18 protein-coding genes and 1 pseudogene are annotated in these 23,323 nt (G+C 45.7%); 12 read left to right on the forward strand and 7 right to left on the reverse strand.

Features of this window, described 5'->3' with window-relative positions; translation table 11 throughout:
• The first annotated feature begins 37 nt into the window (after positions 1-37).
• Together ACP2WE_RS05560 and ACP2WE_RS05565 are read left to right on the forward strand one after the other, a co-directional pair.
• A complete protein-coding gene (locus ACP2WE_RS05560) occupies positions 38-1,180 on the forward strand; it encodes a glycosyltransferase family 4 protein (protein WP_425214597.1) in 1,143 nt (380 codons plus the stop codon).
• 440 nt (positions 1,181-1,620) lie between these two features.
• Entirely contained in the window at positions 1,621-2,826 is a 1,206-nt protein-coding gene (locus ACP2WE_RS05565; protein WP_425214598.1) for a tetratricopeptide repeat protein, read from the forward strand.
• A 9-nt stretch (positions 2,827-2,835) separates the two neighbouring features.
• On the opposite strand, the gene ACP2WE_RS05570 is transcribed toward ACP2WE_RS05565, so the two are convergent.
• Positions 2,836-4,785 (reverse strand): WD40 domain-containing protein, encoded by a 1,950-nt coding sequence (locus tag ACP2WE_RS05570; protein WP_425214599.1) that lies wholly within the window; start codon positions 4,783-4,785, stop codon positions 2,836-2,838.
• A gap of 447 nt (positions 4,786-5,232) precedes the next feature.
• Here ACP2WE_RS05570 and ACP2WE_RS05575 point away from each other — a divergent pair, with 447 nt between their 5' ends.
• A complete protein-coding gene (locus ACP2WE_RS05575) occupies positions 5,233-7,398 on the forward strand; it encodes a GumC family protein (protein WP_425214600.1) in 2,166 nt (721 codons plus the stop codon).
• Positions 7,399-7,585: 187 nt separating this feature from the next.
• On the forward strand, positions 7,586-8,128 hold the full coding sequence (locus tag ACP2WE_RS05580; RefSeq protein WP_425214601.1) for a DJ-1 family glyoxalase III: 543 nt from the start codon (positions 7,586-7,588) through the stop codon (positions 8,126-8,128).
• Here ACP2WE_RS05580 and ACP2WE_RS05585 read toward each other — a convergent pair.
• Both ACP2WE_RS05585 and ACP2WE_RS05590 read right to left on the reverse strand, forming a co-directional pair.
• A complete protein-coding gene (locus ACP2WE_RS05585) occupies positions 8,121-8,618 on the reverse strand; it encodes an RNA pyrophosphohydrolase (protein ID WP_425214602.1) in 498 nt (165 codons plus the stop codon). The two genes, ACP2WE_RS05580 and ACP2WE_RS05585, sit on opposite strands and share 8 nt — an antisense overlap.
• A 75-nt stretch (positions 8,619-8,693) precedes the next feature.
• Positions 8,694-9,017: an ArsR/SmtB family transcription factor gene (locus ACP2WE_RS05590; RefSeq protein ID WP_425214603.1), complete on the reverse strand. Its 324-nt coding sequence runs from the start codon at positions 9,015-9,017 to the stop codon at positions 8,694-8,696.
• Between the two features lie 123 nt (positions 9,018-9,140).
• Here ACP2WE_RS05590 and arsB point away from each other — a divergent pair, with 123 nt between their 5' ends.
• The 5 genes from arsB to ACP2WE_RS05615 all read left to right on the forward strand — a co-directional run bounded on the left by arsB (position 9,141) and on the right by ACP2WE_RS05615 (position 12,597).
• On the forward strand, positions 9,141-10,202 hold the full coding sequence (gene arsB, locus ACP2WE_RS05595; RefSeq protein ID WP_425214604.1) for an ACR3 family arsenite efflux transporter: 1,062 nt from the start codon (positions 9,141-9,143) through the stop codon (positions 10,200-10,202).
• Between the two features lie 64 nt (positions 10,203-10,266).
• Positions 10,267-10,665: an arsenate reductase, glutathione/glutaredoxin type gene (gene arsC, locus ACP2WE_RS05600; RefSeq protein WP_425214605.1), complete on the forward strand. Its 399-nt coding sequence runs from the start codon at positions 10,267-10,269 to the stop codon at positions 10,663-10,665.
• A gap of 18 nt (positions 10,666-10,683) precedes the next feature.
• A complete protein-coding gene (gene arsH / locus ACP2WE_RS05605) occupies positions 10,684-11,361 on the forward strand; it encodes an arsenical resistance protein ArsH (RefSeq protein WP_425214606.1) in 678 nt (225 codons plus the stop codon).
• A gap of 119 nt (positions 11,362-11,480) precedes the next feature.
• The gene (locus tag ACP2WE_RS05610) at positions 11,481-11,876 is read left to right on the forward strand and encodes a hypothetical protein (protein ID WP_425214607.1); all 396 of its coding nucleotides are present in this window, start codon (positions 11,481-11,483) and stop codon (positions 11,874-11,876) included.
• A gap of 85 nt (positions 11,877-11,961) precedes the next feature.
• Complete coding sequence (locus ACP2WE_RS05615) at positions 11,962-12,597, forward strand: Vat family streptogramin A O-acetyltransferase (protein ID WP_425214687.1); 636 nt, start codon at positions 11,962-11,964, stop codon at positions 12,595-12,597.
• A 214-nt stretch (positions 12,598-12,811) separates the two neighbouring features.
• Here ACP2WE_RS05615 and ACP2WE_RS05620 read toward each other — a convergent pair.
• Positions 12,812-12,988, reverse strand: a pseudogene (locus tag ACP2WE_RS05620) (SUMF1/EgtB/PvdO family nonheme iron enzyme); the annotation flags it as partial.
• A 154-nt stretch (positions 12,989-13,142) separates the two neighbouring features.
• Complete coding sequence (locus ACP2WE_RS05625) at positions 13,143-16,043, reverse strand: nSTAND1 domain-containing NTPase (RefSeq protein WP_425214609.1); 2,901 nt, start codon at positions 16,041-16,043, stop codon at positions 13,143-13,145.
• Between the two features lie 86 nt (positions 16,044-16,129).
• Here ACP2WE_RS05625 and ACP2WE_RS05630 point away from each other — a divergent pair, with 86 nt between their 5' ends.
• Positions 16,130-16,468, forward strand: coding sequence for a CU044_2847 family protein (locus tag ACP2WE_RS05630; RefSeq protein WP_425214610.1), 339 nt, complete (start codon positions 16,130-16,132; stop codon positions 16,466-16,468).
• A gap of 54 nt (positions 16,469-16,522) precedes the next feature.
• Here ACP2WE_RS05630 and hemW read toward each other — a convergent pair whose 3' ends face one another.
• Both hemW and ACP2WE_RS05640 read right to left on the reverse strand, forming a co-directional pair.
• Positions 16,523-17,689, reverse strand: coding sequence for a radical SAM family heme chaperone HemW (hemW, locus tag ACP2WE_RS05635; RefSeq protein ID WP_425214611.1), 1,167 nt, complete (start codon positions 17,687-17,689; stop codon positions 16,523-16,525).
• Between the two features lie 113 nt (positions 17,690-17,802).
• Entirely contained in the window at positions 17,803-18,474 is a 672-nt protein-coding gene (locus ACP2WE_RS05640) for a Uma2 family endonuclease (protein WP_425214612.1), read from the reverse strand.
• 330 nt (positions 18,475-18,804) lie between these two features.
• On the opposite strand from ACP2WE_RS05640, the gene ACP2WE_RS05645 reads away from it, so the two are divergent.
• Both ACP2WE_RS05645 and ACP2WE_RS05650 read left to right on the forward strand, forming a co-directional pair.
• Positions 18,805-20,187, forward strand: coding sequence for a cation:proton antiporter (locus tag ACP2WE_RS05645; protein WP_425214688.1), 1,383 nt, complete (start codon positions 18,805-18,807; stop codon positions 20,185-20,187).
• Between the two features lie 295 nt (positions 20,188-20,482).
• The gene (locus tag ACP2WE_RS05650) at positions 20,483-23,272 is read left to right on the forward strand and encodes a phycobilisome rod-core linker polypeptide (RefSeq protein WP_425214613.1); all 2,790 of its coding nucleotides are present in this window, start codon (positions 20,483-20,485) and stop codon (positions 23,270-23,272) included.
• The last annotated feature ends 51 nt before the right edge of the window (positions 23,273-23,323 follow it).

Below are 23,323 nucleotides of genomic sequence, written 5' to 3' on the forward strand. Positions count from 1 at the left end.
ACAAAACTGCTGAAATTTTAAGGATACAGTTCCAACTATGTTAGATCGGTTACGGGTGGCAGTTGTGCATGAGTGGTTGGTTGACTACTCAGGCTCAGAGAGGGTGTTAGAGCAGATTTTGCTATTGTTCCCACAGGCAGATTTGTATGCGGTCGTCGATTTTTTGCCCGATGAGTTACGCAGCTTTATTCAGCATAGGCAAGTTCGCACCTCATTGATTCAAACCTTACCGTTTGCGAAAACCAAGTTTCGGCAATATCTCCCCTTGATGCCTCTGGCGATCGAGCAGTTCGATCTGTCAGGTTATGACTTGGTTATTTCCAGCGCTCATGCTGTCGCTAAAGGCGTTCTCACAGGGCCAGATCAACTGCATATCTCTTACGTGCATTCCCCCATTCGTTATGCATGGGACATGCAGCATCAATATCTTAGAGAGTCTGGATTAGAGAGAGGGCTAAAAAGCTGGTTGGCAAGGTGGTTTCTACATCAAATGCGCTTATGGGATACGCGCACTGCCAATGGCGTGGACTTGTTCGTAGCAAATTCAGCTTTTATTGCAAGGAGAATTCAAAAGGTGTATCGCCGTTCCGCTGAGGTGATCTATCCTCCTGTGGATGTCACGAATTTTAATTTATGCGAACAGAAAGAAGACTTTTATCTGACTGCCTCGCGATTTGTGCCTTACAAACGCGTGGACTTGATCGTAGAGGCGTTTAGTCAGCTTGGCGATCGCGAATTAATTGTGATCGGTGATGGTGGCAATGCTAAGGAGTTGCAAGCGATCGCGGGCAAGAATGTGACGTTTTTAGGATATTTACCTCCCACGGAGTTACGGAAATATATGCAACGTGCCAAAGCATTTGTGTTTGCTGCCGAGGAAGACTTTGGGATCACACCCGTTGAGGCGCTAGCCTGCGGTACGCCTGCGATCGCCTATGGCAAAGGTGGTGTGTTAGAAACAGTAAGGGGGCTAGATTGCGCCAAACCTACAGGTGTTTTCTTTGCCGAGCAGACCGTCGAAAGCTTAAAGTCAGCGATTATGCTGTTTGAACAGGAGTGCGATCGAATTCAACCAAGCAATTGTCGCGATCGCGCATTGTGCTTTGCTCCTGAGCGATTTCAACAAGAATTTGGTACCTTTATTGCCCAAGCCTGGGCTACAAAGGTACTCGAAAACTAATCGAGTTGCTATAATGAAAGGTGAGGCTAAGCAACGCTTTGCTGTTATCAGTTTCAGCAATCGATAAACGAAATGTTTGGGACTTGCTGCATTGGCTGGTTGCATTGGTGTTAGTGCCTTGCATGTAATAATTGCTAAGCGATGTGGCAGTATTAGGGGGGAGCTAGGTTAATTTTTAAGGTGTTACTGCACTTTTGTTGTAACAATGCCAACAGGATCTTAAGGGGAGATCTTAATTGGCTTGCTGGATAGACTTTCAGCACAGTTTCTAGTTTGATTTTATGTCGATTCATATAGAACTGGTTTGTTGCTTACAGTCGATCTTGTGGTGATTGTACATACAAGTTTATCTGTACAAATCACTGCTGATGAATGGGATTTAAGGATATGTATCCTGCTTACACGAATATCACATAACTACAAGAAATAGGAATGAGTCTATGCAGTTGGCAGAACTTCTGGAACAGGGGCAATTGCTGCGTCGGCAAGATCGAGCCTCTGCCATGCATTATTTTGAGAAATGGATAAACATTGCAGACGAGCGTACCGATCGCGTGGCTTTAGCAACAGCATCCATGGAATTAGCTCTAGAGTTGATTGAGATTAGCCAACCTGAGGGTTTGCTCCGCGCTCATAGTTTGCTACAAAAAGCCGAAGATTTACTAAAAGATAATCCCAGTCATTGCGATCGGCAAAAAGCCTATTTACATTACTGTCAAGGTATTTGGTCACTGAAGCAAAATAATCTTGTAGATAGTATTTCTCTACTTCAAGCTGCCTATGAAGCCTACGAGCAAATTAACGATCTAGAGGGCATGGCGCTCACCGATGATGCCTTAGGGAAATATTACGTTACGGTTGGTGATTTCCAAACGGCTCTATTTCACCTAGAGCGATCGCTGGCACTGCGGCAAGAACTGAATGACGAACATGCCAAAGCGATTAGCTTTGGGCATTTGGGAAGGCTCCATTTACAAATTGAAGAACTGGAACCCGTTGAAGACCTATTCCAAACTAGCTTAGAGATTGGGTTAGCTTACGAAGATGAAGTACTTCGCATCCAAGCTCTTTCAGGTTTGGCGCAACTGGCGATCGTGAGGGCTCAATGGCAACTGGCGATCGGCATGATTCAAGAAGCACTGCAACTGACCCAAGAACCTTTAGATACCAAACGAGTTGCCTATTTATCTCTCGATTTGGCAGAAGCGCTCTTGGGAGGCGATCGGTTAGAGGATAGCCTCAAATTGATCGATCGCGAGATCGTGCCTCGGTTTACCAATCTGCAACATAAAGCAGGGATTGCGTCGGCTAAACGGATGCGCGGTCGGGTTCTTTATCGCAGATTGCTGGAAGGTCTAGATACCTTAGAGGAGGACACGATTGAGATTGCTGAGGATACGCTCCTTGATGCTTCGATGATGTTTGAGCAAGCCAAGATGCCACAAGAGTATGCTAAGACGCTCTATGAGTTAGCCTTTCTCTATCAATTGTGTCTCAATTCTCGCTTTAAATATCAGTATCAGGGCAAGTCAGTGCGATCGCTTGAACTTGCTTTGAGCGTCCTAGAGCAATATAACCAAGGCAACACGCGACTGGCTTCTCAAATGGAAGCCATGTTAATGCAGTCTATGGGCGGGGCGCTCTAATCGAAAGCCTTACTTCCAAACCTTAATGGTTTTGTCCGTACTTCCACTGATTAAGGTTCTATCTTTAGGACTAAATGCTAAAGATAGAACTGGTAATGTATGTCCAGTTAATGTTTGCAATAACTTGCCTGTCCGCATATCCCAAATCTTAATTGTTTTATCCGATCCACCTGTGGCAAGAATTTGACCATCAGGACTAAAAGCAAGGGCCAAAATTGTCCCAGTATGCCCAGTCAGACTACGAAGTTCATTACCTGTGGTAGCATCCCATAGCTTAACGGTTAGATCTTGTCCTGTACTAGCAATCAGTTTGCCATCGGGGCTAAAAGCGACTGCCCTCACCTGTGATTTATGCCCTTTTAATGTCCGAATCTCTTTGCCAGTCGCTACGTCCCAAATCTTGATCGTTTTATCGGCACTACCACTGGCGATCGCTTTGCCATCAGGACTCACCGCGACGGAAAGTACAAGCCCTGCATGTCCAGAAAAGGTGCGGATCAGTTTCCCTGCACGCCAATCCCATAATTTGATCGTCTTATCGGCGCTGGCACTGACCAATAGTTTACCTGTTGCATCAAAGGCAAGGCTATAAATTGGTCCAGTATGACCAGAGAGTTTATTCAGAGCACGACCATTGCGAAAATTCCACAGTTGAATAGTCTTATCTGTCCCAGCACTGGCAAAGGTATTGCCATCACGAGTTGTGGCGATCGCGTTCACCCCTGGTACATTTGCCGATTGCTCGGTTAAAGTCAAAAATGCTTTGCCACCCTTGGTATCCCACAAGCGCAGGGTTTTGTCATAGCTACCACTCACCACCGTATGCCCATTGGCAGAAAATGCCACGGCTCTAACCCAGCCATCATGCCCTGCGATCGTGGACTTGATTTTGAGCGGGGTAAATTGCAAAGCTGGCGGAGCGGTCTCCGTAGCTACAGTCGTAGGCGCTGGTGCAGGGTCATTCGAAAAACTTTGCGTGAGATAAAAAGCTCCACCAGCGATGAGCGCAGCAGCAGCAGTTCCCCCTACGATCAGTGGTAGCGTTTTCTGCTTTGAATCTCCTTTCATACCGAACAACCTAACATGGGTTGGTGCTAAATTTGGGTCAAGGATATAGAGATCGCTCAAAACCTCTTGGGCTGACTGATAGCGTTCCTCTTGGTTGTGATTTACCATGCGATCTAAAATTCTGCCTAGATCGGAGCTAACACTGGCATGAACTTGCCAATCGAGGGTGTTGGTAATGTTGTTATAGTTGAGTTGGCTGGGATGCAAACTGGTCAATAGCTGAATTGCGGTTAAGCCAAGCGCATAAATATCCCCACTGGGCGTTAATTGTCCTTCAGTTTGTTCGGGTGGGATGTAACTGGGGGTTCCCACAATGGGCTTAGAGCGAGTCTTTGGATCCGTTGAGTTTTGACCATGCAAGTGAGGCGTACAGATCCCCCTGAGCATGACAAAATTTACCAGAATAATTTTGCGATCGGACTGTCGCCGAATCAGGTTTTTAGGATTGAGATCGCCATGCACGATCTGAAATGCATGAATAAATTTAAGCGTGATTAGAATTTCATGTAGAAGCTCAGTGACTTCGCTATCGCTAAAGCATTGATCTGATTGAATTTCATTACTGATAGCCCTTCCAGGAATCACTTCTTCGACAAGAAAGAACTCCTTGTTTTGCTCGAAGAAGGACAAGACATTAGGACAGCGATCGCTTTGCAGTCCGAGTTGTTTTAACTTAGGTGCTTCTGCAAAAAATAAGTCTCTTGCCGTGGCGATCGTGGCACTGTCTGTGTCAGCGGGACGAAAGCACTTGATAATACATTGCGAAAAACTTTGTTTAGAGGAATCCTCAGCCAAATAAGCTTGACTACAACAATCACAGTCCAGCGTTTGAATGATTCGGTAGCGTTGATCTAGTAGTTCTCCCAGCATTGATGTTGCACTTGTTGGCATTGCTAGTCCCCGTAGGTTACGACAGTCTTAGAGTTGTTAAATCTAGCTATCGTCTTGTAGAGCCACCAAAATAACTTATAAAGTCAATATTTCATCTTTACTCACATTATAGTTTGTGTGATTACTGTCAAAAAAAATAAGTAAAACTAATCTAAGGGATCGGTATTTCCAATTTCATCGAGTCCTTACTGTTTTGGTGATTAAAGATTTGGTTCGCGATCTTCAGCAATCCTTGTAAGCAGCATGCTGGAGTCGTGTGAAATTAATTGGGACTATGCAAAAATTAGAGAACACGCTCTGGCAAATTTTTCTGAGCGTGTTTTTTTCAAAAGGTTGATCGAGTGATTGAGAATGTTTGTAAAACCAAAGTCGCCAAACCCGATCTTGTCAATGCAGAGTTAGTTGACGCATATCAAACCACTGCTGAGCAATCTGAGGAAGTGAAATATGACTAAAAGTAAATCTACCCAAATGGCTGAAATTGATTTTAGCTATGGACAAATTTTGGCGATGTTGTCTCGACGCCGCTTTTGGGTATTGGGCACACTATGTATCAGCCTAGCATTAGTAACCGTTGCCAATCTTAGGGCTAAATCTACCTACCAAAGCTCAATGCAATTTTTGGTTGAGCCCAACTACAAACAAGCCAAAGGGGGAGGAACTTCTGAGAGCCAATTGGTTACAGGTGCGGATGTAGAGGTTGACTTTGCTACCCAGTTGGCTCTGATGCGCAGTTCGCAAATGTTTCAAAAAGCAACCGATTTGCTCGCAGCTGAATATCCAAATATCAACATTGATGAGGGAGCATTAAAAATTAGTCAAGGTGCGCCTGCTACCAAAATTTTTACGATTGAATATACAGATAAAGATCCTATAAGAGCACGACAGGTACTTAAGGCCTTTCAGAAAGTTTATTTAGCCTATAACCTAGATCAACAAAAGCAGCGTTTGACCAATGGGCTTGCCTTTATTGACGAGCAAATTCCGGTTGTGAAGAAAAATATCGCCGATGCCACGAATGCTATAGAGCAGTTTCGCCAGACGCATAATATTTTTGATGCTTCTCAACGGGTGACTGAAGTAACGTCGGCTTTGAGTGCGATCGAGCAGCAAAAGCGTGCAAATACAATCGAGTACGAACAACTTTTGGCAAAGGCAAATACCTTGCAACAAGAACTAGGACTCTCACCGCAAGCAGCACTAGCCTCTACGCGGTTAAGTCAGTCGCTTCGCTATACAACAATTTTGGGGGAACTGCAAAAAACTGAGATCATATTAGCCCAAGAGCAGCAACGCTTTTCCAGTTCTGCCCCCTTGATTCAAAATCTCCAAGATCGGTTTCAGAGTCAACTGCAGTTGTTAGAAGATGCAAGGCAAAGAATTCTTGGAGATCGTTCCAATGACCCAAATCAAGGGAGAGATAATCAGTTGAGTGCCATTGATATTAGTCTATCTACCCAATTGGTTGAGGCACAATCTGGTTTATCTGGAATCAATGCAAAACAGCAAGCGCTAGAAGAGCAAGAACAGCAGCTAAAAGCTGAAATTAAACGATTACCCCGCCTACTTACAGAATACGAGGCATTAAAGCCAAAGCTACAAATTGAACAAGATACCCTCCAAGCACTTTTAAAGGCAAGGCAACAACTTAGCTTAGAAATTGCTAGAGGTGGTTATGACTGGCAAGTGGTCGAAGAGCCCCGATTAGGCGCAGAAAAGGCACCTAGCTACAGTCGCAATTTAATTGTTGGTGTGATTTTGGGGCTAGTTCTTGGGGCAGCGATCGCGATTTTAAGAGATCTACAGGATGATACAGTTCACACTTCGGCTGACCTAGAAAAGCAACAGGAACTGCCACTCTTGGGTATGACGCCTAAATTATTACAACCCGAAGTAACTCCCCCTATTTTTAGACCGCAATTTCTTAAGGAAAGGCAAGTGTTGTCACCTTTGGCAATTGATGTCATGCAGTGGCAACCTTTTCGAGAATCGATCGATTTGATTTATCAAAATATTCAATTACTTGGCTTTGAGTCCCCGTTGCGATCGCTTGCAATTACTTCGGCACTGGCTGGTGAGGGTAAATCAACGATTGCGCTAAGCTTAGCAACGAGTGCCGCAAGGTTACACCAGAGGGTACTTTTAGTGGATGCCGATCTGCGTGCGCCTAGTTTACATAAGCTTCTCAAAATCCCCAACGATCGCGGGCTGTCCACGCTACTTACCAGTAACGGCACGGTTCTAAGCACAGATATCATTCAGTCCTCAAATTCCAATATTGATGTGCTTACTTCTGGTCCAATCCCTACGGATTCGGTAAATCTTTTAAGCTCAGAATGGATGCGGAAATTAGCATCTGTATTCGAGCAAACCTACGATCTCGTGATCGTAGACTCCCCGCCAATTTTGGGAGCGGTGGATGCGATTCAGATTGCTTCTTTTTGTAGTGGAGTCTTGATGGTAGGGCAAATCGATCGCGTTACCCGCTCTGAGTTTGCTCAAGCTACAGAAGTGATGAAACGATTTAATCTGATCGGGGTGATTGCCAATGGTGTGAATAATCGACCCAAAGTTTATATGGCAAAAGAGAGGGACATAGACAATGAGGAATAGTTTTTAAATTAGCTCGAATTTAAACTCTGGCTTGCGGTTGGATCGGGGTGAATTTTGCCTAAGACTTTAGGGAGAAACAGCGCAAATATTTCAAAAACTAAGAAATGATGCAACGATCGCTGTCAAAAATTTTGGGGATCGCTAATCAGATACAATAACTTCAACCCTAAAAATACTTTGTTTAACTATGCCAACCGCACTAGTTCCCTTGGCTGAAGGATTTGAAGAAATTGAGGCGATTACAATTATTGATGTGCTGCGCCGTGGTGGTGTCGAGGTACTAACGGTTGGGCTGGAATCAGTAGTCGTAGAGGGTGCTCACAACATAACCTTGATGGCAGATCGGCTGTTGGAATATGCCGATCCTAACGATTTTGACGCGATCGTATTACCAGGTGGGCCTGGAACCTATAAGCTCAAAGCCGATCCCCGAATCATTGATATGCTACAAAAGCAATCTGCCGCCAGAAAATATACGGCTGCTGTCTGCGCTGCCCCAGTTATATTGTCTGAGGCTGGTTTACTCAAAGGCAAGCGTGCTACTTCTTTTCCCTCCGTGCAGGGCGATCTAGAAGTTGGGGAGTATTTAGCCGTCCCTGTGGTGGTTGATGGACTCGTGATTACCAGTCGTGGCCCCGGCACAGTCATGGCATTTGCGCTCAAGTTAGTTGAATTACTACAAGGCGAGGCGATCGCAACCAAACTTGCCAGCGATATGCAGGTTAGCTAGGTGGTTGCTCGGATAACTTTTGGATATAGTCCGAGATCGCAGGTGTAAAGGATTTAATTAACGCTAAGTAAACCTGTTCTTTAAACTCCACAATGGAGTCGGCACATCGCTCGAGCGGGATAAAGCGCACGCTGTTAAATTCGCGCTGATGGGTATCTAAATTGCAGCGATCGGCGGGTCGATCCCAATAAAACAGATACCAGCGCTGCATTTGCCCTGAATATTTTTTAGATTTGCCCCACACTTCTAGGTCTGGTGGAAAATCGTAGTACAGCCATTCGGGATGCTCGTAGACAAGGAGTGCATCATCGATCCCCACTTCTTCATATAATTCTCGCTGAGCGGCTTTAATGGGTTCTTCGCCCTCGTCTATTCCCCCTTGTGGAAATTGCCATGCCCCACTGACATTTAGCCTCTCGCCGACTAAAACCTCACCATTACGATTAAAGATCACCATGCCCACATTTTTTCTGTATGGTTTTTTTTGCATAAATCTCCTCACCTAGAAAATACCACTGCTTCAGTTGTACCCTATTGGCATGAATATTGGCATGGCTCCTGTAAATTACGCCAAGACATTGCGCAATGCTGTAAGTTGCTCCTGCACGATGCGGTAATAGATCCAAGTACCGCGTCGCTCTTTTTCTAATAAGCCTGCTTCGTACATCACCTTGAGATGGTGGCTGACTGTAGGCTGAGATAGCCCCAATGTTTCGACCAACTCACAGGCACAAACTTCTTGATTGGGTTGAGCGGCAATCAGACTTAGCATTTGTAACCGCATCGGTTCGCTCAGCACGCGAAAGAGCGTGGCAAGTTGAGCTGACTCTTCAAGGGTGAGACGACCAGCCAACAAGGGAGGACAACAGGGCACAACGAGCTTCTTCATATTCTCTATATTGACATAGATGAATATAGGTGCCTAAGATATAGATGGCTATCTATATTGATTAGACTCAATATTAAAGCATTCCTTTTTGTTCGTGGCTTTCACCGCAATCCTAAAAGATTCATGGCAGCAAAACTATCGGTTAAACGACTCTCCTTTCTCGATCGCTTCTTGACCCTATGGATTTTTCTTGCCATGGCGATCGGCGTAGGCATCGGCTACTTTTTCCCAACATTTGACGCAGTCATCGATCGCTTTCAGGTGGGGGCGACAAACATTCCGATCGCGATCGGCTTGATTTTAATGATGTATCCACCCCTAGCAAAGGTGCGTTACGAAAAATTGGGCGAAATCTTTCGCGATACGAAAATCCTCGGTTTGTCCCTCGTGCAGAACTGGATTGTGGGGCCGATTTTGATGTTTCTCTTGGCGATCGCTTTCCTCAGAGATTTCCCCGAATATATGGTGGGATTGATTCTGATTGGGTTGGCGCGTTGTATTGCCATGGTGGTCGTCTGGAGCGATCTGGCGCGGGGCAATACAGAATATACGGCGGGACTGGTTGCCTTTAACAGCATCTTTCAAGTGATTTTCTATAGCCCCTTTGCGTGGCTCTTTATCACCGTACTCCCGCCACTGTTTGGCTTAAAGGGTTCGGTAGTCAATGTCAGCATGGCTGAAATCGCCCAGAGTGTGCTTATCTATTTGGGTATTCCCTTTTTGGCAGGATTTCTGACACGCTTCTTTTTGGTAAAGCTAAAAGGAAAAACCTGGTATCACGAAGTCTTTATCCCCAAAATCAGCCCAATTACACTGATTGCTCTACTGTTCACGATCGCGGTGATGTTCAGCCTCAAAGGGAATTCGATCGTACAGATTCCCCTAGATGTGGCAAGAATTGCCGTTCCCCTGATCGTTTACTTTATCGTTATGTTTTTGGTGAGCTTCTACATGGCATGGCGCATCCACACCGATTATGACAAAGCAGCAAGTGTCGCCTTCACCGCATCGGGCAACAATTTTGAGTTGGCGATCGCTGTCGCTGTAGGCGTGTTCGGGCTTAAATCTGGCGTCACCTTAGCCGCTGTCGTTGGACCTTTGGTCGAAGTTCCCGTTCTGATTGGCTTGGTTAATGTCGCTTTTTGGATTAAGAAGCGTTATTTCAAAACGATGGAATCCTCATAGAACTATCAACTATCAACTGTTAGCTATACAACTATCAACTACCCATTACCAAGGAAAGATTTCCATGAAAAGCGTGATGTTTGTCTGTAAGAAAAACTCGCGGCGATCGCAAATGGCTGAGGGCTTTGCGCGGACGTTAGGAGCAGAGAAAATCGAAGTCGCGAGTTCGGGCTTAGAAGCAAGTCATATCGACCCGATTAGCGTACAGGTGATGGCAGAGATTGGCATAGATATTAGCCACCAAACTTCTAAAGCCCTGAGCGAGTTTAATCCAGAAAATTTCGATGCCGTGATTTCGCTCTGTGGTTGTGGCGTAAATTTACCAGAAGCTTGGGTGCTACGAGATATCTTTGAAGATTGGCAACTAGACGACCCAGAAGGTCACTCGATTGAGAAATTTCGCGAAGTTAGAGACCAGGTAAAAGAAAGAGTTGAAAAACTGATCCAAGCTATGACGAATTAAGAGTACGTTTGAGAAGTTATGACATCATTTGACCATCCACCGAGAATTTTATTTCTCTATGGTTCTCTTAGAGAACGCTCTTACAGTCGACTTTTAGCAGAAGAGGCAGCCAGAATCATTCAAGAATTTGGCGCGGAAGTGAAATTTTTTGACCCGCGTGAGTTGCCGATCTATGGTAGCGTTCCCGATACGCATCCCAAAGTACAGGAGTTAAGGGATCTTAGCACTTGGTCTGAAGGGCAGGTATGGAGCAGTCCAGAAATGCACGGCAATATCACGGGAATTCTAAAAAATCAAATTGATTGGATTCCCTTAAGCATCGGTGCCGTGCGACCAACTCAGGGAAGAACTCTGGCTGTGATGCAGGTAAGTGGCGGTTCTCAGTCCTTTAATGCGGTGAATACCCTGCGTATTTTAGGGCGGTGGATGCGCATGTTCACAATTCCCAATCAATCGTCGGTGGCTAAAGCTTATCAAGAGTTTCACGAAGATGGAACGATGAAAGAATCGGCTTACCGCGATCGCGTCGTGGATGTCATGGAAGAACTTTATAAATTCACCCTGCTTTTAAGGAATAAAGTGGATTACCTATGCGATCGCTACAGCGAACGTAAAGAGAAAGAGCAAAAAAAGCAGCAATTTTCTCCCCATTGCAAACCCAGAAAGCATGACAAATTCTTAAATTCGAGCCAATAGGATTGATTTGTTGGGATTCAAAAGTTAAAATGACGGATGAATTTAGCCATAACCCTTAAGTCAGGGGTGAAAGTGTAAATTGGCAATCATCTCGGTTTGTTTCTGTGTGGAGAAATTGTATGGGATTAGCAGAACGGAGAGCAATTAAAGCTTTCTCAGAAGGACGGTATCTCAAACTAAAACAAGAGATCGATGCAGTATCTGGGTTTGAAGTGCCCATTGAAGTAAATTGGGACTCGATCGCAACGGAAGGCTATGCTGACTTGTACGAGGATGCATTCTACAAGGTCTATTTCCGTCCGTTGATTGATGCATTGAAAGCGATCGCGATCGATGACCTCGGCAAGGAAGCCCTCAAAGAGGGACTCAAAAAAATTGTAATTGAAGACAGCGGCAGTAGTTGGCCGACCTTTCAGTTGGGGGTTTTGACATTGCCTTACTATGCTGTGTCCAATCTAGATGACTGGATGGAGCGCAAGAAAAACATTCAAGCAGAACTTGAAAAAGGACTTTAACGCTCTTGCTGTTACAGCAGTGACATACTGACTCGCATTCAAACTATTTTTGATTTTGATAAAGCATTTCGAGAAGTAGGAGGCTATTTTGTACGGAGCCGATCCGAAAGATAAACATCCAATGAAGGGATTTCCACAAATCTGCTTCATTCAGAATACAGTGTTGAATCCTAATATCATCATTGGCGATTATACCTATTACGACGATCCAGAAGACTCAGAAGACTTTGAGCGTAATGTTCTATACCACTTCCCATTTATTGGCGATCGCCTCATTATCGGCAAATTCTGCGCTTTGGCAAGAGGTGTAAAATTTATCATGAATGGTGCAAACCACAAATTGGACGGGATCTCAACCTATCCATTCGAGATCTTTGGTAATGGCTGGGAAAGAGTTTCTCCTCAAGCAGGAGATCTACCATACAAAGGTGATACGGTGATTGGGAATGATGTGTGGATAGGCTATGAAGCGGTCATCATGCCAGGAGTAAAGATAGGAGATGGAGCGATCGTTGCTGCAAAATCAGTCGTGGTCAGTGATATTGCGCCCTATACGATTTTTGGAGGCAACCCAGCTAAGTGTATTCGTCAACGCTTTGATGATAAAACGATCCAAGCATTACTTGAAGTGTCTTGGTGGAATTGGGGTATCCAAAAGATTACACGCAATCTAGAAAGGATTGTAGCCGCTGATATTGCGGCTCTAGTGAATTGTGAGTAGCCGAGGAACATTCGTCGTTCGAGCACCATCTAGCCTAGGCAAAACCCCTACAGATTAATGCTTGGGTGAGCCAGTCAATCTTTCGAGAACCCTACTAAAATAACTGGCTCGGTTTTATATTTGGATGCAGTCACCCGCATCGCTGGGAAAGAGTCTGGACTCTCAATATACGCCCGATAAAATCCCTTTTATCAGTTCTGATGGCAGAGAGTACTCACGAAGAACCGAAGACCGAGACAACAACCCGAAAACCGACATTGTTGTTCCTATTGTCTGCGTCGTTCCCGATACGGTTAGCAGAACGGCAATTGAAAGAATTGTTGTTCCAAGAACCGCCGCGCAGCAGTTTGTAACTCAATCCCACCCAATGTGCCTTACGTACTAAGACGCAAAAACAAGGATTGGGATTTTTAGCATGACACGAAGTCGAACGATTGGCTGGAAGAGTTACAACTCTTCATTTTTGAAAAAAATTTTAGGGGCTTCGCCCCACTCACGAAGATAAAGGGTAAGAGGGAAAGAGTGTAAAGGGAAAAGAGAAGTCCTCACGAAGAACCGAAGACCGAGACAACAACCCGAAAACCGACATTGCCGTACCTATAGTCTGCGTCGATCCCGAGACGGTAAGCAGAACGGCAACTGAAAGAATTGTAGTCCCAAGAACCGCCGCGCAGCGATTTTTCTGTTACGCCGTCTTCATGATTCGTAATATCTTTTGTCCAATTATATGCATCAGTAGGCGCTCCTTCATAATTAGCATGCCAATCATCGGCGCACCATTCCCAGACATTGCCGTGCATGTCGTAGAGATCCCAATCATTGGGCAACTTTAGCCCTACGTCGTGAGTTTCGTTTTTGTTTGCCCTCAGTCGATTTATATATTGGCTGGAATTTTCGCCAACTTCTTTCCAAATTTGAGCCGCATCGATCGCGCGATCGCCGCTATTGTCGCCAAACCAAGCATAATCGCCTAACTGACTGACATCATCGCCAAAACAATACTCGCTATAGTCTTTTGCTCCCGCACGGCAGGCATATTCCCACTCTGCCTCACTGGGCAAGCGGTAGCGCTCTCCTGTCAGGTTCGATAGCCGCGCGCAAAACTCTTGGGCTTCGTACCAAGTTACTTGCTCTACGGGGCGATCGTCGCCGCGATGGTAGGAAGGAGATAGGTTCAAGTCTAGATCTATTTTTGGTGACATCGCCACAGTGCGCCATTGTGCCTGAGTGACGGGATACTTACCCATGCGAAATGCAGGTACGCTGACTTGGTGGTAGGGCTTTTCGGCATCGTAGCCTTTTCCGTCGGGCGATCCCATCCAAAACCTGCCACTGGGAATATCTACCATTTCGGGAAAGTTGCTAGGATCGAGCCAAGGCTTGTATTTGTAACGATTTCGTCGCACAAATTCCTGTTGTTCGGGTGTGAGGTAGTCAGCGATCGCAGCTTCGACCTCTTCGATTTGGGCGACAACACCTTCAGGTAACAAGAACTTGTCCTTGTCCAGAGCTTTATTCCATTCATCAAAGGCATCCTTCACCCGATCGCAAAGTCTTCTCAAATCCCGATCCTCAGATCGCCACTCAACAAACATTTGCCAACCATCCATCAGAGCCTCATGCGCCAAATCCACAAAAGCAACATTATGAGTCTCACTAGCCACCAATAACCGCCCATCAGACCCCGCAAAAATTTCTAATAGATTCGCGATCGTTTCTCGATCGGCTGGCGATTTTCCCATCCCTAACAAAAACTGCTTTGACTGTCGTTGCCGCGTATCCCTGACATCTTGCCCCGTGCGAACCAACTTCAAAAACAACCGTTTCGCCCACTTGCGCTCCTCATCCGATCTCAGCTCCTCATACAACTGCTTAGCATGACGATCCAACGCGCCGCGCAACTTGCCCATCTCTAGATAGGCAACCAAAGTCAAGCGATGATTTTGGCGATCGCGCCGTTCCCATAACTCTGTTAGCGCAAACTCCAATAACGGCAAACTATTTTTCTCGGCTTCCACATCCTCACAAATTGCCTCTAGCAAACCCTCTGCCAATTCGTAGCCATGCATTTGCGCGGGCTTAGCGATCGCCTCTTTCATTTCTGAAAGTTCTAACGGCACTAACCAAAACACGCGATCGCGTTGAATCAACTTCGCCAAGGCAGGATATTGCAACGCTTGCTCCACAAAATCGGCTCTCATGGTTGTCGCGATCGTCAAGCGTCCCTCGCGATCGGCTCCATCCACCAACAATCGTATAAAATCTTGACGTTCCTGCTCGCTCGCACAAACCGTAAACAACTCCTCAAACTGATCCACCACCAGCAAAATCCGTTGCGACCCTTCAGGCAAAATCGCATTCAAACCATCTGCCTCTAGCCGTACACAAGCCTTCTGAATTTCCGCAGGCAACTTATAAAACTGTTGTACCAGCGATTGCTTCAACATCGTCAATGGATTTGCCCAAGGATTAATCGGCGGCAGCACACACCAGCCCTGCTTTGCCAAAGCAGTCATCAAACCTGCTTTCACTAGCGATGATTTACCGCTACCCGATGCCCCTATCACAGGCACAAATCGCGATTTTTCAATCTTTCTCAACAATAAATTAAGCTGCTCTTCTCTACCATAAAAATACTGCGCTGTCTCTCGATCGAATGCTTCCAATCCCACATAAGGACAAGCTTCATTAATCACGGTCGCAATGTTTCCTCTAGCTTTCTCAATCAAAGTAATCGCCCCACCCATCGCCGATCGCACCACCTCCTGACCGCTTTGCTTCAACCTTTGCGATACCTCACTAAACAAACTATCAAGATCCACCGCTTCCCCAGCCGCAACCCTTGCCCGTAAAACCTCTAACACTGCCGCCGTAAAAATGCCATGTTCCGAACCCTCACGCGATCGCTCAAACCCACGACAAGCCGCCATCAAGTAATAATTCTTCTTGTCATTAAAAACCTTCTGCATCGCCTGATATTGACTGCTTTCAATCAAATTCCCTGCATGACAGCAATCCAGCAACACCACCAAATTATTTAACTCCGACTCAGCAACTAGCTCAGTGAATTCACCAAAACTTATAGAATTCTGACCATCTTTAGCCGTATCTGATGCGGCAAAGTAGCCAATGTTCTTTTTGGCAAGATTAGGCAATACAAACCCATGCCCCGCAAAATAAATCAACGCATCTTTACCTTTAGCTTGCTCTAACAAAAAAGTTTGAAGCTTAGTTCTAAGATCGCTCCCCTTCACCTCTTTCTTCGGATCGCGATCCAACTCATAGCGATTTTCATCCCCTGCGGCGAGTTTGCGCGGCAATGGCTCGATCGCATACCCGTGTTGCTCTAGAATCTCCGCGATCGCTCCTGCATCATTAACCGTTTTTTCAAGATTGCGAAAATTGCTATAACGGGCAATGCCAATAACAAGGGCAGATCGAGCCATAATTCTTTGTTTAGAAATCTTTAAAAGTGAAATGCAAGCGATCGGTTATGCTTGCAGAATAGTCCTATCGCTCAGGAAAGGTCAAGATGTCAGAAATGCAAGAGCTAGTTGTCAAAGGCGAAAACGGCGAAGAATTCTCAATTTACATCGCACCCAAAGAAACCTACAACGAGCCCGACTCAGAGGAAGGATATCGCGATAACTTACCCACCGTTGACCTCAAAAAAGTCCATGACACCATTCGCGGTTACACTACCTATGCGATCGGTGCATTTCGGAATCTAGGCGCTGCTGAAGTTGATAAGATCACGCTCAAGTTCAGCCTCAAAATTGGCGGTAAAGCTGGTATTCCCATGCTGACTGAAGGCTCGGCAGAAAGCAACTTTGAGATTCAAGTAGAATGCAAATTCCCATCAAAACCGTAATTCAGTAAAAAGGCTGGAATCTCGAATTGTAGGGCAATCGCAAACTGCTCTCTCTCAGCCAAGTTTTTCAAACAAGTCAGCAATAATCTCATTTGAGAAAAGCCAGCCATCAGGTGGAATCAATTTGAGATATCCATTCTCTAGACTTGCCCATTTTTTACCAAAATAGGGTTCCATTAATTCGCAAACCCGATCGCTTAATTCCTTTCCATATCTTTGAGTTAGAGATTGAAGGCTTAAGCCTTCTGACAATCGCAAGCCTTGCATAAGCGAGTCTAAAAGCTCCTCAATATCTAAAACTTTAGGCGCAAACGGAACCTTACCTAATTGTTGACAAGCTTCCACCATTTCAAAATATTCGCGAATTTTGCGAGGGCGATCGATGCGTTCTCGATCTAGGTAGCTGGTTGCTCCCATACCGACTCCGTAAAAAGGTTGATTGAGCCAATAGGTGCGATTGTGTTGGCATTGATAGCCCGATCGCGCGTAGTTAGAGATTTCATAATGTTCGTAACCTGCCGATCGCAGGGCTTGCCTTGCCAGCAAATACATCTCAACGGTCGTCTCTTCAGTGGGGAGAGGGCGATCGCCTGCTTGATAGCGTTTCCCAAATGCCGTTCCTTCTTCAATTGTGAGGTCATAGATTGACATGTGGGTGGGTGTAAAGGCGATCGCACGATCTAAAGACTCCTGCCATTGCGCGATCGTTTGTTTGGGTAAGCCTGAGATCAGATCTAAACTGAAGTTCGCAATTCCTGCCTTTTGAATGGCATCTACAGCAGAATAGATTTCTTCGACGCTATGTCCCCTTCCGCAAACATCCAAAAGTTCCTGCTGAAATGCCTGTGCCCCTAGACTAATCCGATTTACACCCAAGGCGCGGTAGCCTGCGGCGGTTTCTAAGGCGATCGTGCCTGGGTTGGCTTCGAGCGAGATTTCTGCATTTGCTACGATGCCAAAATGCCTTGCGATCTCTTCGAGAATGCGATCGATTTGCGCGACGCTCAAAAGCGAAGGAGTACCGCCACCAAAAAAGATGGTTTGGAGTTGGGCTTTGGGTGATTTATAGGCAGCAGTCAGGGCAATTTCTTGACAGAGGGTTTCGACATAGCGTTGCTTGAGGTCTTCGCCGCCCGTTGTAATGGCAAAATCGCAATAAAAGCAGCGCCTGCGACAAAATGGGATATGCAAATAAATGGATGTTGGCAATTCTTGATTCATTTTTTACTCAAATCCATTCTCTGTATGCTTCCCCTTCTCTCTATTTACTTTTTTCAGTCAATCGGATTGAAAATCCTCCATGCCGATATAGGGGCAGCAATCGGGTATTGAAATCAGAGCGAATCAGGATCGATACCCATTTCGCGCAATTTAGCTGCATATTTGGACATGGCACCTAGAGCTTGTTCCTTTTCAAAACGCTCAGCTTCAGCTTTTTGAGCTTGTTCGAGATAGGTCAAAAACTTGGTTCCATCAGGATTAAAAATATTTAAACTCTCATCAGTCAGTTCAAAACGAATCCCTAAACGGGGACTTTGCCAATTTTGGATATCTTCAACAGGTTCTAGTCGATTCTGTTCGTGATTTCTCGTCCATATTACCAAGTCATTAGAAAGATGATCGTAAACGAAATATTCCTCCACACCATAGGTTTGATAAAAATCAAACTTACGCAGCATTTCTAAAATGCGATTGCCTCTAGACAAAATCTCAAATACTACTTGGGGTGCTATTCCGCCCTCTAAATGTTGAATGTAAGAACCTCTTGCCCCCTTTGGTCTACCAAATACCACCATCGCATCAGGCGCACGACGAATTTCAGGCTTACCTTCTACGGGATACCATAATAAGTCTCCCGCAACAAATACATTCTCATCATCTTTAAAGAGAGATTCTAATCCCCCCGCGATCGTGACAACCCATTGATAATGCTCAGTGCTTTCTGCCATCGGTTGTCCGTCACTGCTAGGGTAGATCGTCTCTAATTTGTTGATGGTATTCGTCATAGGTTTCGATCGCATAACGATCGCCAAAAAGCTGAGCCTAATTATAGCAATTTAAACAATCGCAAAGCCATTTGTGGCATCTCACAAGCTTACTGTTTGGATATCAGTTGAATATCAACCGACTGTAGCGAAAAATCTAGCAAGATTCGGATTCATCAGATCGCTAAACCAAAGAATTGGTTGGATGCAGAGATCCATAGAAAGCAACCGTTGAGTTTTCCGCTACTACGATCAGCATCCGCTACTACGATGGCATATGTATTATTCTATGCTGATTGATGAGGCGAAAAATTAATATTGTCTAGAGTAAATACAATCTGTATGGAGCCGATGATTCGAGTAAATCTAGGAAATTCTCTTGCTTCTATTTTCGATTTTGGATTTGATTTTGGCAAGCCAAGGTTTTTGCTAGGAACTGAAGTCCATGCAGACAGCTCCATCGTTCTCGCAGGCGTGTTACTGAGCTTGGTTGTTATTTATTTCGCCAGTAAACTAGGCGGAGAACTATCCTATAAGTTTGGATTCCCCACGGTTTTAGGCGAACTAGTGGGGGGCGTTTTAGTCGGGGTCTCGGCATTCCATATCCTCATGTTTCCTAACGGAAACGATCCAAGTTCTAATTCGTTAATCGTGACTTTTTTGCAAGCCGCAAATGGTCTGAGTGCCGAGGCTACGCCAACTACCTTCACCGCGATCGGCGAGACAATCTCAGTTCTGTCAGAGTTAGGAGTGATTATCCTGCTGTTTGAGATTGGGTTGGAGTCAAATTTTAGCGAATTGCTAAAAGTGGGGGCTCAAGCTGCGATCGTGGCAGTGGTGGGCGTGACCGTACCCTTCGCACTTGGAACGGTGGGCTTAATGCTGTTGTTTCACATGTCGGCAATTCCTGCGATCTTTGCGGGAGCTGCGCTCACAGCAACGAGCATTGGCATTACCTCTAAGGTTCTATTGGAGTTGGGGCAGTTAAATTCCAAGGAAGGTCAGATTATTTTGGGAGCCGCAGTCATCGATGATGTTCTGGGAATTATGGTCTTGGCTGTGGTGGCAAGTCTCGCAAAAACAGGAAAGGTAGATGTGCCCCATGTTATTTTGCTGATTGTTGAGGCTACGGTTTTTCTACTTGGAGCAATTTGGCTTGGCAGATTTTTTAACAGGGCATTCATAAAAGTAATCCATCGCCTCAAAACCAGAGGGGGGGTAATTGTTCCAGCCATGATTTTTGCTTTGAGCATGGCATATCTTGGGGCAGCATTACATTTGGAGGCGATCTTAGGGGCTTTTGTCGCAGGGTTAGTGCTCGAAGAGTCCGATCCGCGCAAAGAACTCGAAGTGCTGCTAAAACCGATCGCGGATATTTTTGTACCGATTTTCTTTGTTTCAGTAGGGGCTAAAACCGATCTCGGCGTTTTAAATCCCTTGATTCCAGAGAATCGAGAAGGGCTAATTATTGCCACATTTTTAATTGTGGTGGCAATTCTGGGGAAGGTGGTAACGGGCTTTACCGTGCGTGGGAAAGTACCGATTAATCGCTTAGCGATCGGGGTTGGCATGATTCCTCGGGGTGAGGTGGGGCTAGTGTTTGCGGGAGTTGGTGCAACCAGTGGGGCGCTATCCCCTGCTTTAAATGCTGCGATTCTCGTGATGGTTATTGTTACAACCTTTATCTCGCCACCCCTGCTAGGCATTGTGTTTCCGCGTAAAAAGGCAAAATAGCAATCCTAAAAGTTGTAGTTAATCTGTAATGCAGGTATCTTGCCTGCACAAACTAGAAGTTCACTAGGTTCTCAAACAATTAAGGCTCGCTAATCGTTGTTTTATTTAGATGTTTTGGGGGCAGGTCAACCGATCCCCACCTTAAGATACTTTACAAAACTTATCTTCACGAAATGTTGAAATTACTTTGTAAGGTGGACATTTTCTGGTGAGATAGATTACTAGCCCCTTTATACTGGGTGAATATTAATTTGACGTTTTACATATAATCCTTACATTAAAAAAAGGTAGACAAATGAGTGTGACAGCATCGAGCGGAGCAGTTAACGCCCGTCCCCGGTTATATCAGACTGCCCTAACCTCCACAATTTCACAGGTAGAACAACAGGATCGGTTTCCAGCCCGTAGTGAGCTTGACGACTTAACTGCATATTTCCAATCTGGCGTTAAACGCTTAGAGATCGCTGCCATCCTGACAAAAAACTCCGATAACATCGTTTCTCGTGCTGCTGGTCGTATCTTTACGGGTGGTGCAGCCATGGCGTTTCTAGAGAAACCCAAAGAGGATGAGATCCAAGTTGCCCAAGATGGTCTTCCGATGAACATCAAGCGCAGTATGGATTTAGGGTTGGTTACCTATGCTGAGGCTAGTTCTAACTTTATCGATACGATCAAATCCTTTTTTAGCGCCACTGGGATTACAGGTGTAATCGACCAACCTCCAGCCAACTTCCGCCCCATTAATATTTCTCGCTATGGTCCCGAGCGTATGAAAAAATCGCTGCGGGATTTGAGTTGGTTTTTGCGTTATGCCACCTATGCAATTGTAGCGGGTGACCCAAATATCTTGGCTCAAAACACCAGAGGTTTGCGCGAGATTATCGAGGCTGCTTGCTCGACTGAGGCAACGATTGTGGCCCTGCAAACCATGAAGCAAGCTGCAGCAAGCTACTTTGTTGGCGATGATGAAGCGATCGCGCTCGTCGGTCAGTATATGGATGTAGCGATCGCTGAGTTTAAAGCCCCTACCCCCTCTGAAAAGGTTCGTCAGCGCAACTCCACAGATTTGCAAGGCTTGAGCTTACCCCAAATCTACTTCAACACTGCCGAGCGTCGTCAAAAGTTTGTGATGAAGCCTGGGCTTTCTTCTACTGAGAAGAACGATGTGGTTAAGGCTGCCTACCGCCAAATCTTTGAGCGCGATATTACCCGTGCCTATAGCCAAAGCATCTCTGACCTAGAGTCAAAGGTCAAAAACAACGAAATCTCTACCCGCGAGTTTGTGCGCCGCCTTGGCAAGTCACCTCTATATCGCGACCAGTTCTTTTTACCCTTTATCAATTCACGCGCTCTCGAGCTTGCCTTTAAGCATTTCCTCGGACGCGGACCTGAAAGCCGCGAAGAAGTACAAAAGTATTTCTCCATTGTCTCTACAGGCGGTTTGAGTGCGTTAGTAGATGCACTGGTTGACTCTACCGAATACAGCGACTATTTTGGCGAAGAAACCGTTCCCTATCAGCGCGGTTACGGTCAAGAAGCCCAACCTAGTCGTAACTGGGGCGCACAGTTTGACCTGTTTAAGTACTCTGCCCCCTTCCGTAAGGTGCCTCAGTTCATTACCCTGTTTGCCTCTTACCAACGCCCCTTACCCGACCAGCATGTTTATGGCTCTGGTAACGATTCTCTGGAAATTCAATTTGGCGCAATCTTCCCCAAAGAAACCAGAAATCCTAGTTCTAGTCCTGCTCCATTTGGTAAGGATACGCACCGCATTCTGATTCGCGTCGGATCTCCCACTTCCAACGAACTCGGCAATCCTGGTGCGATGGGTGAAGCTCCTGGATCGCTTGGGCCTAAGGTATTTAAGCTCGATCAACTTCCAGCCTTTAATGGCAGAAAGTTTTCGACGAAGGGTTTAAGCATCAAAAACACCGAAAACTCTTCTCAAGCGGTAATTCGAGCCATTTACTTGCAAGTAATTGGTCGAGATGTTTACGAAGGTCAGCGCTTACAAGTCGCAGAGATCAGACTGGAAAATGGCGAGATTACGGTGCGCGAGTTTGTGCGCCAGCTTGCCAAGTCCAATCTATTCCGAGATCTTTATTGGACAAAACTCTATGTCTGTAAAGCGATCGAGTATATCCACCGTCGTCTGATTGGTCGTCCTACCTATGGTCGCCAAGAGATGAATAAGTACTTTGACATCTGTGCCAAACAAGGTTTCTATGCTTTGATCGATGCCTTGATTGACAGCCCTGACTATTCAACAGCGTTTGGTGAAGATACGGTTCCTTACGAACGTTATCTCACACCCGCAGGTCTTTCCCTTAGAAAGAATCGCGGTACGGCTGTTGAAAAGGTTGATAAAGCTGGAACTGCCCGCTTTATCGAATTGGGTACTGTCACTGAGCAACGTTCAGAGGTTTCGATTCGCGATCGCATCGCCCAAGGTGTTACCAAGAAACGCGTACAAACCAAGGTATTCAAACTCACCAACACCGATCCCGTTGAAGTCAACAGCCTCGTCCGTGCTGCTTACCGCCAAGTCTTCGAGCGTGATATGGATGCCTATGTTGCCGACGAGCAATTTAGCCGCTTTACTAGCCTTCTAAAGAATCGCCAGATTTCTGTCAAGGAATTTATCTTGGCGATCGGTACTTCTGACCTGTACATCAAGGAGTTTTACACCCCCTATCCGAACACCAAGGTAATCGAATTGGGTACAAAGCACTTCTTGGGACGCGCTCCTTTGGATCAAGCCGAAATTCGCAAGTACAACCTCGTACTGGCAAATAAAGGTCTGAAGGCATTTGTGACCGAGCTTGTCAGCAGCATTGAGTATCTAGAAGCTTTTGGTGAAGATGTTGTGCCTTACAACCGCTATACCACCTTCCCTGCTTTCAACTACCCCCACTCGCAAGAGCTTTACAACCGTCTCACTAAGCAAGACAAGTCCATTGTTGTACCTGCCTTTGAGTCTGTAAAACCAAGAATCGATGGGGCTGACCTGCCTCTCCTTTCCCACCACTTATCGGCGACAAAGGCAGAGTCCGATCGCTTTATCGGTAGTGTCACACTCGTGTAAACCTAGCTTTATCCTTGTCCCCCCTTGCAAAAGGGGGGAGAAAAGACAAAA

The sequence above is a fragment of the Tumidithrix helvetica PCC 7403 genome (assembly GCF_965232925.1).
Lineage (GTDB): Bacteria > Cyanobacteriota > Cyanobacteriia > Pseudanabaenales > Pseudanabaenaceae > Tumidithrix > Tumidithrix helvetica.